This is a genomic window from Pseudomonas sp. P5_A12 (assembly GCF_056400685.1).
Genome location: NZ_JBFUKU010000176.1, coordinates 1 through 11837 on the forward strand (window position 1 = coordinate 1; position 11837 = coordinate 11837).

The following is an 11837-nucleotide window of genomic DNA, read 5'->3' on the forward strand; positions in this document are numbered from 1 at the left end:
CCGGAAGGAAAGCATCAGGCAATAAAAAGCCGACCCATAAAATGGGTCGGCTTGATAATAATCCCGAGGGATTATTACTTGCGGCTAGCTTTGTCCAGCATACGCAGAGCACGCTCGTTAGCTTCGTCAGCAGTCTGTTGTGCTTTTTGAGCAGCAGCCAGAGCTTCATCAGCTTTACGGTAAGCTTCGTCTGCACGAGCTTGGGAGCGAGCAGCTGCGTCTTCAGTAGCGGTCAGACGTGCTTCGGTTTCTTTCGATGTGCTGCTGCAACCGGTAGCCAGAACTGCGGCGARGGCCAGAGCAGAGAATTTCAGAACGTTGTTCATCGTGTTCCCCTTCAAGGACTTTCTATTAATTTAGCTGTCTCCTCAGAGTGAGGAAATAGCCGGCGTACATACTACTCATTACTACTCGTAAGTAAACTGACGTAAAGCACTAAGCAAAAAAAATTGTAGGCGTTGATTCTTTTTCGAGCAACTTTTAACTGCATTGTTTAAAAAATATCCAGCTACGAGGCCCGAGATGAGCGAGCCGGCGAGGAAAAGTTCCGCGCACTCACGGCGTTTTTTCCAGTCTTGGCTAAAGTCTGGCTAAATGAATTCGTTCATACTTTTGTTCGAATTTTGCACAGCCGCTCTCATAATCTTTATCCATGTAGAGGTGACTTTAAGAGAACGGGTTCGTCTTATGTCTCAACATCCGGCAATGTTCAGGCTATCGACCCGCAAAGACCGTCGGTCGAGCCGTCCCTGCGTACCCTGGAGCAGCACCCGCTGGCTGAGCATGATGACGAGCGTACCTTGAGCATTTCTGCCAATGGTGCCTACTATTTGTTACGTGTTCGGTTGCGCGAGATCGGTGCAGTTCTTCTCGGTGTCCATTCAGGCACGGGGTGGCGTAGATGTTCCTTCGCCGGAAAAACATCGGTAAGGTAGCGGTCAGATTTCAAGACCCGCGAGGAGTAGTGATGAGCGAGGCGTTGTCCATCCACCATGACCAGGCTGGTCATCAGTTCGAGACCACTGTGGACGGTCATCGTGCCTACCTGACCTATATGGATCTGGGGAAACAGACCCTGGATATCTATCGCACCTTTGTGCCCAACGCATTGCGTGGTCGCGGCATTGCCGCCGCCTTGACCGAGAAGGCGCTGGAGTACGCTGACGAAATGGGTTACACCGTCATTCCATCGTGCTCTTACGTCGAGCGCTACATGGAACGTCACCAGCGGCACGCCGCCAAGCTGTGACCAAAACGAACGCATAAAAAAACGCCAGGTTTAAGCCTGGCGTTTTTGTGTGCGCTAAACGGTGATCAGGTGCGATCGCGTTTTGGCAGCACGTCCTTGAGCTTGGCATGCATGCTGCGCAAGGTGTTTTCGGTGGCGGACCAATCGATGCAGGCGTCGGTGATCGACACGCCGTATTGCAGGTCGGCGAGGTCTTTCGGGATGGCCTGGGAGCCCCAGTTCAGGTGACTCTCGACCATCAAGCCGATGATCGACTGGTTGCCTTCCAGAATCTGGTTGGCAACGTTCTCCATCACCAGCGGTTGCAGGGCCGGGTCCTTGTTGGAGTTGGCGTGGCTGCAATCGACCATGATGTTCGGCTTGATCTTCGCCTTGTTCAGCGCTTGCTCGCAGAGCGCGACGCTGACCGAGTCATAGTTCGGCTTGCCGTTGCCGCCGCGCAGTACCACGTGGCCGTAAGCGTTGCCTTTGGTGGTGACTATCGACACGCCACCTTCCTGGTTGATGCCCAGGAAACGGTGCGGGCTGGAAACCGATTGCAGGGCGTTGATCGCCACTGTCAGGCCGCCGTCGGTACCGTTCTTGAAGCCGACTGCCGAGGACAGGCCGGAAGCCATTTCGCGGTGAGTCTGGGATTCGGTGGTACGCGCACCGATGGCCGACCAGCTGATCAGGTCCTGCAGATACTGCGGGGAGATCGGGTCGAGGGCTTCGGTCGCGGTCGGCAGGCCCATCTCGGCCAGGTCCAGCAACAATTGACGACCAATATGCAGACCGTCCTGGATCTTGAACGAGTCGTCCAGATACGGGTCGTTGATCAAGCCTTTCCAGCCGACGGTGGTGCGTGGCTTCTCGAAATACACGCGCATGACCAGATACAGGGTATCGGCCACTTCGGCGGCGAGAACCTTCAGGCGATCGGCGTATTCGTGGGCAGCCTTGATGTCGTGGATCGAGCAAGGCCCGATGACGACGAACAGGCGGTGGTCGGTGCCATCCAGGATATTGCGAATGACTTCGCGGCCCTTGGTGACGGTGCGCAGGGCGGCGTCGCTCAGAGGGATATCACGCTTGAGCTGATCAGGAGTGATCAGCGTCTCGTTGGAGGCGACGTTTAGGTCGTTGATCGGTAAATCAGCCATCGTTTACTCGTCAGGTCACGGGTGCCGGCCGCCAGCGAACCCGCGCGGCGGAGCACAGCAAATTAAGCGCGTCGGGGACCCGAACCTTAGCGCGTTACGCGCCTGCTCGACAATGGGCACACGCCTGTTTAATCCGGCACAGCCTGTGCAAATGCCTTTCGCACCGTGTCGTGAGAGAACTCGTCGGCATGCTCCTGGACCCATTCGAGGGCCAGCGCCTGAATATCCTGCAAGTCTTCGTGCGCGTCGTGCAGGCGACAGTAGCGTTCGATCTGGCATACCTGCTCGCTCATCCGGGCACTGAACAGCATCTGTTCGTCCACAAAGGCAATGCCCACCAGATAGCCGTGTTTACGCCGCAGACACCAGGCTACGTAGCCCAGATAACGCATGTCGGGGTTCAAGGTCGGCATGCGCACTTCCAGCGCAGTACCATGGCGCCAGGCCCGGTGATAATTGCAAGCCATGCCCCCGAGGCTGATAGTGTGCAAGCGCTGGCGCGAGATGCACTCATGTTTCAGTAACGTTAATTCGACGGGCACATCGTCAGGATGAGGAATAAAACGTCCCATGAACACGGACTCCCTGTGTCGGCCATCTGACATTGATTCCCGAAGTATAGTGGTCGAATTGGAACTGACCGATTTCGATGCCGACCAACGGCTGCTGGCAATGAGCGGTGTATCCCTGGTGATTTTCACCAGTGTCGGCTGTGCCAGTTGCCGATTTGCCCGTGAACAATTGCCCAGGCTCGATCTGACGGTTGATCGGCTGTGCTGGATCGATGCCGGGAACAATGGCGGGCTCGTCGAGCGTTATCAGGTCTTTCATTTGCCGGCGCTGTTTTTGGTGCGCAACGGTGAGTTTTTCGGGGTACTAAACTCGCGTCTGACCGGCATCGAGCTCAATGAAGCGATCGGTCGGGCGCTGATAAGAACAGCAGAGGAGTTGCCATGATGGGCACAGTCACCAAGCCGACAATCGGCATAATCGGAACCGGCGCAATCGGCGGGTTCTACGGGATGATGCTGGCGCGTGCCGGCTTCGATGTGCACTTCTTGCTGCGCAGTGAATTTTCAGCGGTGGCCGAGCGCGGGTTGCAACTCGACAGCGCGGTGCATGGTGCGTTGACGCTGAACCCGGTTCAGGCTTATTCGTGCGCTGAAGACATGCCCGCCTGCGACTGGTTGCTGGTCGGCGCCAAAACCACCAGCAATGCGGACCTGGCGCCCGCCATCATTCAGGCGGCCGCACCGAACGCCAAAGTGCTGGTATTGCAAAATGGCCTGGACGTTGAAGACAGTCTGCGCGAGTTGCTCCCCGATTCGTTGCACCTGCTGGGCGGGCTGTGTTTTATCTGCGTCCATCGCACTGGTCCCGGGGAAATTACCCATCAGGCGCTCGGCGCGGTCAACATCGGCTATCACAGTGGCCTCGCTGCTGATGAGCAGGCGCGCATGGCGATTGTTGAGGAAGGCGCCGGGTTATTCCACAGCGCCGGTATCGATTCGCAGGCCATGCTGGATCTGCACCAGGCGCGTTGGCAAAAACTGGTCTGGAATGTCCCGTACAACGGTCTGTCGGTTCTGCTGGGGGCAAGCACCACACCATTGATGGCCGACGCTGACAGCCGGGAATTGATCAAGGCATTGATGGCCGAAGTCGTTCAGGGGGCGATCGCCTGCGGTCACGACATACCGGCCGGTTATGCCGACCATCTGTTCATGATGACTGAAAGAATGCCGGACTACTGGCCGAGCATGTACCACGATTTCCTGTACAAGCGTCCGCTGGAATTGGCCGCGATTTATGCGCGGCCCTTGGCGGCGGCCAAAGCGGCGGGATGCCAATTGCCGCTGATTGAAGCGTTGTATCGCAGTCTGGGTTTCATCGATCGACGCAACAGGTAAGCCGATCTACCTGAGGGGGAAGAGCATGGCAAAGACTATCGACGACAAACTGGTGCTGGCGATTTCTTCGCGAGCACTGTTCGACCTGAGCGAAAGCCACAAGGTGTATCTGTCGAGCGGCGTCGAAGCCTACCGGCAATATCAGATTGAGCACGAAGACGAAATCCTCGAACCCGGTGATGCCTTCCCGCTGGTGCAGAAACTCCTGAACCTCAATACCCGCCTCGGTCGAGCGCGGGTCGAAGTGATCCTGGTGTCGCGCAACAGCGCTGATACCGGCCTGCGGGTGTTTAACTCGATTCACCACTATGGGCTGGCGATTTCCCGTGCGGCGTTTGTCGGCGGGCGCAGTCCCTATCCGTATCTCAAGGCCTTTGGCTGTGACCTGTTTTTGTCGACGCATGCCGACGATGTGCGCAGTGCACTGGACGCCGGTTTCGCGGCGGCGACCATTCTGTCTGGCGGTGCCAGCCGCGCGGCCAGTGATGAATTGCGGATTGCCTTCGACGGTGATGCGGTGCTGTTTTCCGACGAATCGGAGCGGGTCTACCAATCCGGTGGCCTGGAAGCGTTTCAGGCCAGCGAGCGTGAGGCCGCCCGCGAGCCGTTGCGCGGAGGGCCGTTCAAGGGCTTCCTCGCCGCCCTCAACCTGTTGCAGCGTGAGTTTCCCGACGACGACTGCCCGATCCGTACGGCGTTGGTGACAGCGCGTTCGGCGCCGGCCCATGAGCGAGTGATTCGTACGTTGCGTGAATGGGATATTCGTCTGGACGAATCGCTGTTTCTCGGTGGCCTGACCAAATCCGCCTTTCTCGAAGCGTTTGCCGCCGACGTGTTTTTCGACGATCAGGCCGGCCATTGCGAGTTGGCCCGCGAAGTCGTCGCTACCGGCCACGTACCGCACGGCATAAGCAACGAGCAAAAGGTTTAAGCCCGCCGTTCAATGCGTTACGCAAAGCGTCGTATTCGCCAAGGCACTGCTAAGCTGAATCAAATCTCCGCCATGTTGGCTTGCGAGGAGATCCTATGATTCAGTCGATGCTGTATGCCACTGACCTTGGCCTATATGCACCGTTGGTGATGCAGCACGCCTTGGCCCTGGCGCGGACATTCAATGCCGACTTGTATGTGGTGCACGCGGTTGAGCCCATGGGGTTGTTTGCCGAATCGGTGCTTCAGAGTTACCTCGATGAGCAGGCGTTGAACGAGTTTCACAGTCAGGGCCTGAGCACGGTGATTGCCAATATCGAGCAGCGGGTGCTCGACAGCTTTCGTGAAGAGCTGGGGGGAGAAGGGGAGCAGGACCTGGCGCGGATTAAAGCGGTGAGGGTGCTTCAGGGCGATCCGTCGCAGGTGATTCTCGACCAGGCGGAGAAACTCTCCGTGGATTTGTTGATCGTAGGGAGTCATAGCCACGGTGCCGGCGCGGAAACGCCTTTGGGCAGGACAGCAGCACGCGTGTTGCAGCTGTCTCGGGTGCCGGTCTATCTGGTGCCGCTGGTTGAGCGGCGCCGGCAGGGTGATCGCTAGAATACAATTAGTAGCAATTCGATAAAAAAGTTCTAGATTTATTCTTCAAACCATTAATATAGTTATATACCGTCGCTGATGCCCGTGGCGTCTACCTGCTTTGAGGGATTCATATGAAGCTTCAACAATTGCGCTACATCTGGGAAGTGGCGCACCACGACCTCAACGTTTCCGCTACTGCCCAAAGCCTTTACACCTCGCAACCGGGTATCAGTAAGCAGATCCGTCTGCTGGAAGACGAATTGGGGGTCGAGGTTTTCGCCCGCAGCGGCAAGCACCTGACACGCGTCACCCCGGCCGGCGAGCGCATCATCACCACCGCCGGCGAGATTCTGCGCAAGGTTGAAAGCATCAAGCAGATCGCCCAGGAATTCTCAAACGAGAAAAAGGGCACCCTGTCGATCGCCACCACGCATACCCAGGCACGTTATGCGTTGCCACCGGTGATCAGCAATTTCATCAAGCAATACCCGGACGTTGCCCTGCACATGCACCAGGGTTCGCCGATGCAAATCGCTGAAATGGCCGCTGATGGCACCGTGGATTTCGCCATTGCCACTGAAGCGCTGGAGTTGTTCGGCGACCTGGTGATGATGCCGTGCTACCGCTGGAACCGTTGCGTAGTCGTGCCTCAAGGGCACCCGCTGACCAAACTGTCGACGCTGACCCTCGAAGCCCTGGCCGAATACCCGATCGTGACTTACGTATTCGGTTTCACCGGTCGTTCGAAGCTCGACGAAGCGTTCAGCCATCGCGGCCTGACGCCTAAAGTGGTGTTCACCGCCGCCGACGCCGACGTGATCAAAACCTACGTTCGTCTGGGCCTGGGCGTGGGTATCGTGGCGAAAATGGCGGTCGACGCCAAACTCGATAGCGACCTGGTGGTGCTCGATGCCAGCGAGCTGTTCGAGTCCAGCATTACCAAAATCGGCTTCCGTCGCGGCACCTTCCTGCGTGGTTTCATGTGCGACTTCATCGAGAAGTTTGCCCCGCACCTGACCCGCGAAGTCATGGCCAAAGCCATTCAGTGCCACAACAAGCAGGAACTGGAAGAGCTGTTCGACGGCGTCGAACTGCCGGTGCACTAATGGGTGTCCTGCCTCGCAAATACTGTTCCTTTTTGACCGCGTCTGTTGCCGTCATGCTGCGTTGCCGCTTCTCGCCATAGCGGGCTATGACTCGTCGCGGCGCCTTGCATGACGACAACAACCACTCGTCAAAAGAGGAACGTATTCGTGAGGCAGGACACCTTGTTCTAGATCACCTCGGTAACAGAAAACTGTTGCCGAGTGCCCGCCACCAGAATCTCCACTTCATCCCCTTCGAACTTGCCCAGCAGGCTTTTGCCTAGCGGCGAGCGCGGGGTGATGACGGTAATCCATTGCCCCACCAGATCGACCTTCAGGCCGGCTGCATCGGGGGCCAGAAACAGCCATTGCTCGCGGCCCTTTTCGTCTTCCAGGCCTAGCAATGCACCGACTTCAATGCCGCGCTGATCGTCATAAGGCCGCATAGTCAGATTCTGGCACAGCGTCAGTGACTGCCTGATCTCTTCCACCCGCCTGGCCTGTCCGGCCGCCAGATAGGAGGCCTCCAGCCCCAGGGTGTCGTACTTGTTTTCGGCAATGTTTTCTTCGTGGGTCGCGGTTTCGTAAGCGGTTTGCGCGGCACGCTCGGCGATGTCGAGATCGATCCGCAGCTTGTCGAGAATCAATTGGTGGACGGTCTGTTTGTTCATGATCAATCGCAGAATTGCAGGACATTGGCGCGGCTTTTTTCGCTCGGCGCCGTGTGGTCCTGCTGCAGCCAGAACTGGCATTTTGGATTGGACTGGTTGCGGCTGCTGCTACGGGCCTGATCCATTCCTACCTGCTGCTCGTTCTTGCGCAGGTTCTCTTCGTACTGTTCGAATATCGGGCTCTGCGCTGGAATATCAGGCCGCGGCTGCTCCACCTCAACCACCGGCGGCTTGGCCAGTTGCTCCACGGCGGCCGCCACCGGTGCCAATTGCTCTTTGAAAAACAGCACAGAGGCGAGCCAGCAGGTCAGTGCGATAGCGAGAAATCCCAGCCACACACCGAGGGCAATGCTGCCGGTCAGTTGCATGGCGTTGAGCTGGAAGGGCAATGGGTGGTGCGGGTTGGGACGGTCGGACATGGTTGCCTCCTGGCGGATGGTTTCAGGCATGTGGCGATTGTCGCACGAAGATTAATCGCCGTCGGCTCTTCTGCACGAGGTAATTTATGCGGACAATCGGCGCCTTTGCCAACGGGAACCTGGAATGCCTGAACTGCCTCAAGTGAAAAGCCGCTGGCGCTGGGATATTTTTTGCACCGTTGTCGATAACTTTGGCGACATCGGCGTGACCTGGCGACTGGCTCGACAACTGGTGGCCGAGCACGCCATTGACATACGTTTGTGGGTCGATGACCTGCGCGCCTTCGAGCGGCTGTGTCCCCAGATTGATATCCATGCCGCGCAGCAATGGCATGCCGGTGTTGAAGTGCGCCAATGGCCAACCGAGTGGCTGGCCACCGAAGCGGCGGACGTGGTGATCGCCGCGTTCGCCTGCCAGTTGCCGAGTGCCTACATGGACGCCATGGCCGCGCGGGAGCAACCGCCGCTGTGGATGAACCTTGATTACTTGAGCGCCGAGGACTGGGTAGTCGGCTGTCACGGATTGCCGTCGGTCAAATACAAAACGGTGCAGAAGTACTTCTTCTTCCCGGGGTTCCAGAGGGGCACCGGTGGTTTGTTGCGTGAGAGCGGATTGCTGGAGCGACGTCGGCAGTTTCAGCAAAGTCCCGAGGCTCAGCGAACATTCCTTCAAGGGTTGGGCATTGATCCTGCCCCGAATGCGCAATTGATCTCGCTGTTTGCCTATGAGAATGCTGGCTTGTCGAGTTGGCTGGATGTGCTGGCCGCCGATTCGACGCCCACGCATGTGCTGGTGCCCGAAGGGCGGATTCTCGGCGATGTCGAGCGTTGGCTCGGCGTTGAAGAATTAGCCGCGGGGGCGCGGCATGTCCGTGACGGCTTGACCGTCCAAGTGCTGCCGTTCGTCCGACAGGATCAATACGATCAGTTGCTCTGGTGCTGCGATTTCAACGCCGTGCGCGGTGAAGATTCATTTGTCCGCGCCCAATGGGCGGGCCGGCCAATGCTCTGGCACATCTATCAGCAGGAGGAAGACATCCATCTGGACAAGCTCGATGCGTTCCTCGCGCTGTATACAAAAGGCCTGTCCGGGCCTGCCAGCCAGGCGATCAGCGGTCTTTGGCATGCATGGAATGCCGGGCATGATATGTCCGACCACTGGCGCACGGCCCGCAAACACTGGCCGGAGCTGCAAAAACACGCCGAGGCGTGGTGTCTGGAACAAGCCTTGCAGGCCGATCTTGCCGCGGCGCTGGTACAGTTTTATGTAAATTGGATATGATACGCGGCCTAGATTTTTGTAAATCCCATCCAAATTCGGATATTCGCAATGAAAACTGGTAAAGAACTGAAACCCGGTACCGTGATCCGTCTCGAAAACGATCCTTGGCTGGTTCAGAAAGCTGAATTCACCAAATCCGGTCGTAACAGCGCGATCATGAAGACCAAGCTGAAAAACCTGCTGACCGGTTACAAGACCGAGATCGTTTACAGCGCCGACGACAAACTGGACGACGTAATCCTCGACCGCAAAGAAGCGACCCTGTCCTTCATCAGCGGCGACACCTACACGTTCATGGACACCACTGACTACACCATGTACGAGCTGAACGCTGAAGACATCGAAGCCGTTCTGCCTTTCGTTGAAGAAGGCATGACCGATGTTTGCGAAGCGATCTTCTTCGAAGAGCGTCTGGTTTCCGTAGAACTGCCGACCACTATCGTGCGCGTAGTTGACTACACCGAAGGTTCGGCTCGCGGCGACACTTCCGGCAAGGTGATGAAGCCTGCCAAGCTGGCCAACGGTACTGAGCTGCAGGTTGCTGACTTCATCGAAATCGGTGACAAGATCGAGATCGATACCCGCGAAGGCGGTTCCTACAAAGGCCGTGCTAAATAAGCACTGCTTGAGTAATGAAAAAGCCCGACCATTGAGTCGGGCTTTTTTGTGCCTGCGTAACGTGCGAACGATGCAAATCCCCTGTGGGAGCGGGCTTGCTCGCGAAAGCGGTGTGTCAGTCGACAAAAATGTTGACTGAAGTATCGCCTTCGCGAGCAAGCTCGCTCCCACATTTGAACTGCGTTATTTCTTCAAGTGTTGTTTCAGTTCCTCAGAAGCTTGCAGCATCGCCGAACGCACCGCTGGCACCTGGCTCACCACGTTGAGCAAACCATAATCGTGGATCATGCCGTTGTAGCGAACCGCCGTCACCGGTACCCCGGCCTCATCGAGCTTGCGCGCATAGGCTTCACCCTCATCGCGCAGAACGTCAGCGCCCGCCGTCTGCACCAGCGCGGGTGGCAAGCCCTTCAGTTGGGCGGTGGTTGCCCGCAGTGGTGAGGCGTAGATCTCGTTACGCTGATTGGCATCGGTGGTGTAGTTGTCCCAGAACCACTTCATCATGTTTTTGGTGAGGAAGTGCCCCTCGGCAAACTGGTTGTAAGACGCCGTTTCGAAGTTCGCATCCGTCACCGGCCACAACAGCACCTGGAACTTGATCGCCGGCGTACCCTTGTCTTTGGCCATCAGCGCAACGACTGCCGCCATGTTGCCACCGACACTATTGCCGGCCACGGCCAGACGTTTGCCATCAACGTTGATCTCTTTACCGTGCTCGGCCACCCATTGGGTCGCCGCATACGCCTGGTTGATCGCCACCGGGTAATGCGCTTCCGGCGACGGGGTGTAATTGACGAACACAGCCGCCGCCCCCGAACCCACCACCAGGTCACGAACCAATCGCTCGTGGGTCGGGAAGTCGCCCAATACCCAGCCACCCCCGTGGAAAAACATGAACACTGGCAGTTCGCCCTTGACCCCGGCCGGCCGGACGATGGTCAGGCTGAGCGGCTGGCCATCGACTCGAATGGTCTTCTCGCTGACATCAACTTTTGGCAGCGTCAGTTTCACTCCGGCTTGCGCACCCACCAATACGGCGCGGGCGTCTTTGGGGGAAAGCTGTTCCAACGGCTTGCCGGTGCCGGCATTCAGAGCGTCGAGAAATGCCTGGGTGTTGTGTTCAACACCGTCGCCGGCGAACGCGTTGCCAATGGACAGGGCGAGAAGGGTGCCGGTCAAGACTTTGCTGAAAGTGTTCATGTGCGTTTCCTGTTCGGGCCTAGTGATCAGCAGTTAGACGGTGACGTGCAGGCGCACATCGACGTTGCCACGGGTGGCGTTGGAGTACGGGCAGACCTGGTGGGCGGCGTCGACCAGGGTTTGCGCGTCGGCTTGTTCAAGGCCTGGCAGGCTGATGTGCAGGTCGATGTCCAGACCGAAACCGCCAGGGATTTGGCCGATGCCGACATGCGCGGTGATCGAGGCGTCGTTGGGGATGGAGCGCTTGGTCTGGYTGGCGACGAATTTCAGGGCGCCGATGAAGCAGGCAGAGTAACCGGCTGCGAACAGTTGCTCAGGGTTGGTTGCTGCACCGCCCGCACCACCGAGTTCTTTCGGGGTGGCGAGTTTGACGTCGAGGATGTTGTCACTGGAAACAGCACGACCATCACGGCCACCGGTGGAAGTTGCGATTGCGGTGTAGAGAGTTTGCATGGTGTGAGCCTCATTTAGTTTAGGTGTTTTGCGCTAAATATTTGCGCGCTAAGTAAGTGCGAGGTGAATGTAGCGCGCAAATAGTTAGCGCGCAAGATAAATTTTTGAAAAAGCTTTGCCTGAAATTCGGGTGGGTGATGTGATGGGTTGAGCTAGAGCGGTTGAAGCGGGATTTTCAGGACTGAAAATTTTTCGGGGGAGGGGCGAACGAGGCCGAAAGCACACAGCAAAACAAATGTGGGAGCGAGCCTGCTCGCGATAGCGGTGTGACAGACGGAAAAATGGTTGACTGACAC

General features: G+C 57.5%; 16 protein-coding genes. 8 read left to right on the forward strand and 8 right to left on the reverse strand.

What is annotated here, in order from left to right; genetic code table 11:
- Positions 1-74: 74 nt before the first annotated feature.
- Positions 75-326 carry an Lpp/OprI family alanine-zipper lipoprotein gene (locus AC1DSG_RS20765; RefSeq protein ID WP_477792562.1) on the reverse strand — a complete coding sequence of 84 codons (252 nt, stop codon included), beginning with the start codon at positions 324-326 and terminating at the stop codon, positions 75-77.
- Positions 327-967: 641 nt separating this feature from the next.
- On the opposite strand from AC1DSG_RS20765, the gene AC1DSG_RS20770 reads away from it, so the two are divergent.
- Positions 968-1249: a GNAT family N-acetyltransferase gene (locus AC1DSG_RS20770; RefSeq protein WP_007943621.1), complete on the forward strand. Its 282-nt coding sequence runs from the start codon at positions 968-970 to the stop codon at positions 1247-1249.
- A 65-nt stretch (positions 1250-1314) separates the two neighbouring features.
- On the opposite strand, the gene AC1DSG_RS20775 is transcribed toward AC1DSG_RS20770, so the two are convergent.
- Entirely contained in the window at positions 1315-2391 is a 1077-nt protein-coding gene (locus AC1DSG_RS20775) for a 3-deoxy-7-phosphoheptulonate synthase (protein ID WP_477792563.1), read from the reverse strand.
- A gap of 128 nt (positions 2392-2519) precedes the next feature.
- Positions 2520-2963: a PilZ domain-containing protein gene (locus tag AC1DSG_RS20780; RefSeq protein ID WP_477792564.1), complete on the reverse strand. Its 444-nt coding sequence runs from the start codon at positions 2961-2963 to the stop codon at positions 2520-2522.
- Between AC1DSG_RS20780 and AC1DSG_RS20785 the strand changes: the two genes are divergently transcribed.
- From AC1DSG_RS20785 to cysB, 5 genes are all read left to right on the forward strand, one after another.
- On the forward strand, positions 2962-3348 hold the full coding sequence (locus AC1DSG_RS20785) for a thioredoxin family protein (protein ID WP_477792565.1): 387 nt from the start codon (positions 2962-2964) through the stop codon (positions 3346-3348). The genes AC1DSG_RS20780 and AC1DSG_RS20785 overlap by 2 nt on opposite strands.
- Complete coding sequence (locus AC1DSG_RS20790) at positions 3345-4301, forward strand: putative 2-dehydropantoate 2-reductase (RefSeq protein WP_477792566.1); 957 nt, start codon at positions 3345-3347, stop codon at positions 4299-4301. Before AC1DSG_RS20785 ends, AC1DSG_RS20790 begins: the two co-directional genes overlap by 4 nt.
- 25 nt (positions 4302-4326) lie before the next feature.
- Positions 4327-5232, forward strand: coding sequence for a 5'-nucleotidase (locus AC1DSG_RS20795; RefSeq protein ID WP_452625505.1), 906 nt, complete (start codon positions 4327-4329; stop codon positions 5230-5232).
- A gap of 95 nt (positions 5233-5327) precedes the next feature.
- Positions 5328-5831, forward strand: a complete 504-nt coding sequence (locus AC1DSG_RS20800) for a universal stress protein (protein WP_477792567.1) — start codon at positions 5328-5330, stop codon at positions 5829-5831.
- Positions 5832-5944: 113 nt separating this feature from the next.
- Positions 5945-6919: an HTH-type transcriptional regulator CysB gene (gene cysB / locus AC1DSG_RS20805; protein WP_007943628.1), complete on the forward strand. Its 975-nt coding sequence runs from the start codon at positions 5945-5947 to the stop codon at positions 6917-6919.
- Between the two features lie 167 nt (positions 6920-7086).
- Here cysB and AC1DSG_RS20810 read toward each other — a convergent pair whose 3' ends face one another.
- Together AC1DSG_RS20810 and AC1DSG_RS20815 are read right to left on the reverse strand one after the other, a co-directional pair.
- Positions 7087-7569: a GreA/GreB family elongation factor gene (locus tag AC1DSG_RS20810; protein WP_477792568.1), complete on the reverse strand. Its 483-nt coding sequence runs from the start codon at positions 7567-7569 to the stop codon at positions 7087-7089.
- Between the two features lie 2 nt (positions 7570-7571).
- Positions 7572-7988, reverse strand: a complete 417-nt coding sequence (locus tag AC1DSG_RS20815) for a hypothetical protein (RefSeq protein ID WP_477792569.1) — start codon at positions 7986-7988, stop codon at positions 7572-7574.
- A 124-nt stretch (positions 7989-8112) separates the two neighbouring features.
- Here AC1DSG_RS20815 and earP point away from each other — a divergent pair, with 124 nt between their 5' ends.
- Positions 8113-9270 (forward strand): elongation factor P maturation arginine rhamnosyltransferase EarP, encoded by a 1158-nt coding sequence (gene earP, locus AC1DSG_RS20820; protein ID WP_477792570.1) that lies wholly within the window; start codon positions 8113-8115, stop codon positions 9268-9270.
- A gap of 48 nt (positions 9271-9318) precedes the next feature.
- A complete protein-coding gene (locus tag AC1DSG_RS20825; protein WP_007908599.1) occupies positions 9319-9888 on the forward strand; it encodes an elongation factor P in 570 nt (189 codons plus the stop codon).
- Between the two features lie 183 nt (positions 9889-10071).
- Here AC1DSG_RS20825 and AC1DSG_RS20830 read toward each other — a convergent pair whose 3' ends face one another.
- The 3 genes from AC1DSG_RS20830 to AC1DSG_RS20840 all read right to left on the reverse strand — a co-directional run.
- Entirely contained in the window at positions 10072-11088 is a 1017-nt protein-coding gene (locus AC1DSG_RS20830; RefSeq protein ID WP_477792571.1) for an alpha/beta hydrolase, read from the reverse strand.
- 33 nt (positions 11089-11121) lie between these two features.
- Positions 11122-11541 carry an organic hydroperoxide resistance protein gene (locus AC1DSG_RS20835; RefSeq protein WP_477792572.1) on the reverse strand — a complete coding sequence of 140 codons (420 nt, stop codon included), beginning with the start codon at positions 11539-11541 and terminating at the stop codon, positions 11122-11124.
- An 84-nt stretch (positions 11542-11625) separates the two neighbouring features.
- Positions 11626-11837 (reverse strand): hypothetical protein (locus AC1DSG_RS20840; protein ID WP_477792573.1); only part of this gene is annotated, 212 nt, incomplete at its 5' end.

Excerpts from the sequence above, each read along its gene's own strand:
- AC1DSG_RS20770 (WP_007943621.1), top strand. The coding sequence starts at position 968 with ATGAGCGAGGCGTTGTCCATCCACCATGACCAGGCTGGTCATCAGTTC.
- AC1DSG_RS20775 (WP_477792563.1), bottom strand. The coding sequence starts at position 2,391 with ATGGCTGATTTACCGATCAACGACCTAAACGTCGCCTCCAACGAGACG.
- AC1DSG_RS20785 (WP_477792565.1), top strand. The coding sequence starts at position 2,962 with ATGAACACGGACTCCCTGTGTCGGCCATCTGACATTGATTCCCGAAGT.
- AC1DSG_RS20780 (WP_477792564.1), bottom strand. The coding sequence starts at position 2,963 with ATGGGACGTTTTATTCCTCATCCTGACGATGTGCCCGTCGAATTAACG.
- AC1DSG_RS20790 (WP_477792566.1), top strand. The coding sequence starts at position 3,345 with ATGATGGGCACAGTCACCAAGCCGACAATCGGCATAATCGGAACCGGC.
- AC1DSG_RS20795 (WP_452625505.1), top strand. The coding sequence starts at position 4,327 with ATGGCAAAGACTATCGACGACAAACTGGTGCTGGCGATTTCTTCGCGA.
- AC1DSG_RS20800 (WP_477792567.1), top strand. The coding sequence starts at position 5,328 with ATGATTCAGTCGATGCTGTATGCCACTGACCTTGGCCTATATGCACCG.
- cysB (WP_007943628.1), top strand. The coding sequence starts at position 5,945 with ATGAAGCTTCAACAATTGCGCTACATCTGGGAAGTGGCGCACCACGAC.
- AC1DSG_RS20810 (WP_477792568.1), bottom strand. The coding sequence starts at position 7,569 with ATGAACAAACAGACCGTCCACCAATTGATTCTCGACAAGCTGCGGATC.
- AC1DSG_RS20815 (WP_477792569.1), bottom strand. The coding sequence starts at position 7,988 with ATGTCCGACCGTCCCAACCCGCACCACCCATTGCCCTTCCAGCTCAAC.
- earP (WP_477792570.1), top strand. The coding sequence starts at position 8,113 with ATGCCTGAACTGCCTCAAGTGAAAAGCCGCTGGCGCTGGGATATTTTT.
- AC1DSG_RS20825 (WP_007908599.1), top strand. The coding sequence starts at position 9,319 with ATGAAAACTGGTAAAGAACTGAAACCCGGTACCGTGATCCGTCTCGAA.
- AC1DSG_RS20830 (WP_477792571.1), bottom strand. The coding sequence starts at position 11,088 with ATGAACACTTTCAGCAAAGTCTTGACCGGCACCCTTCTCGCCCTGTCC.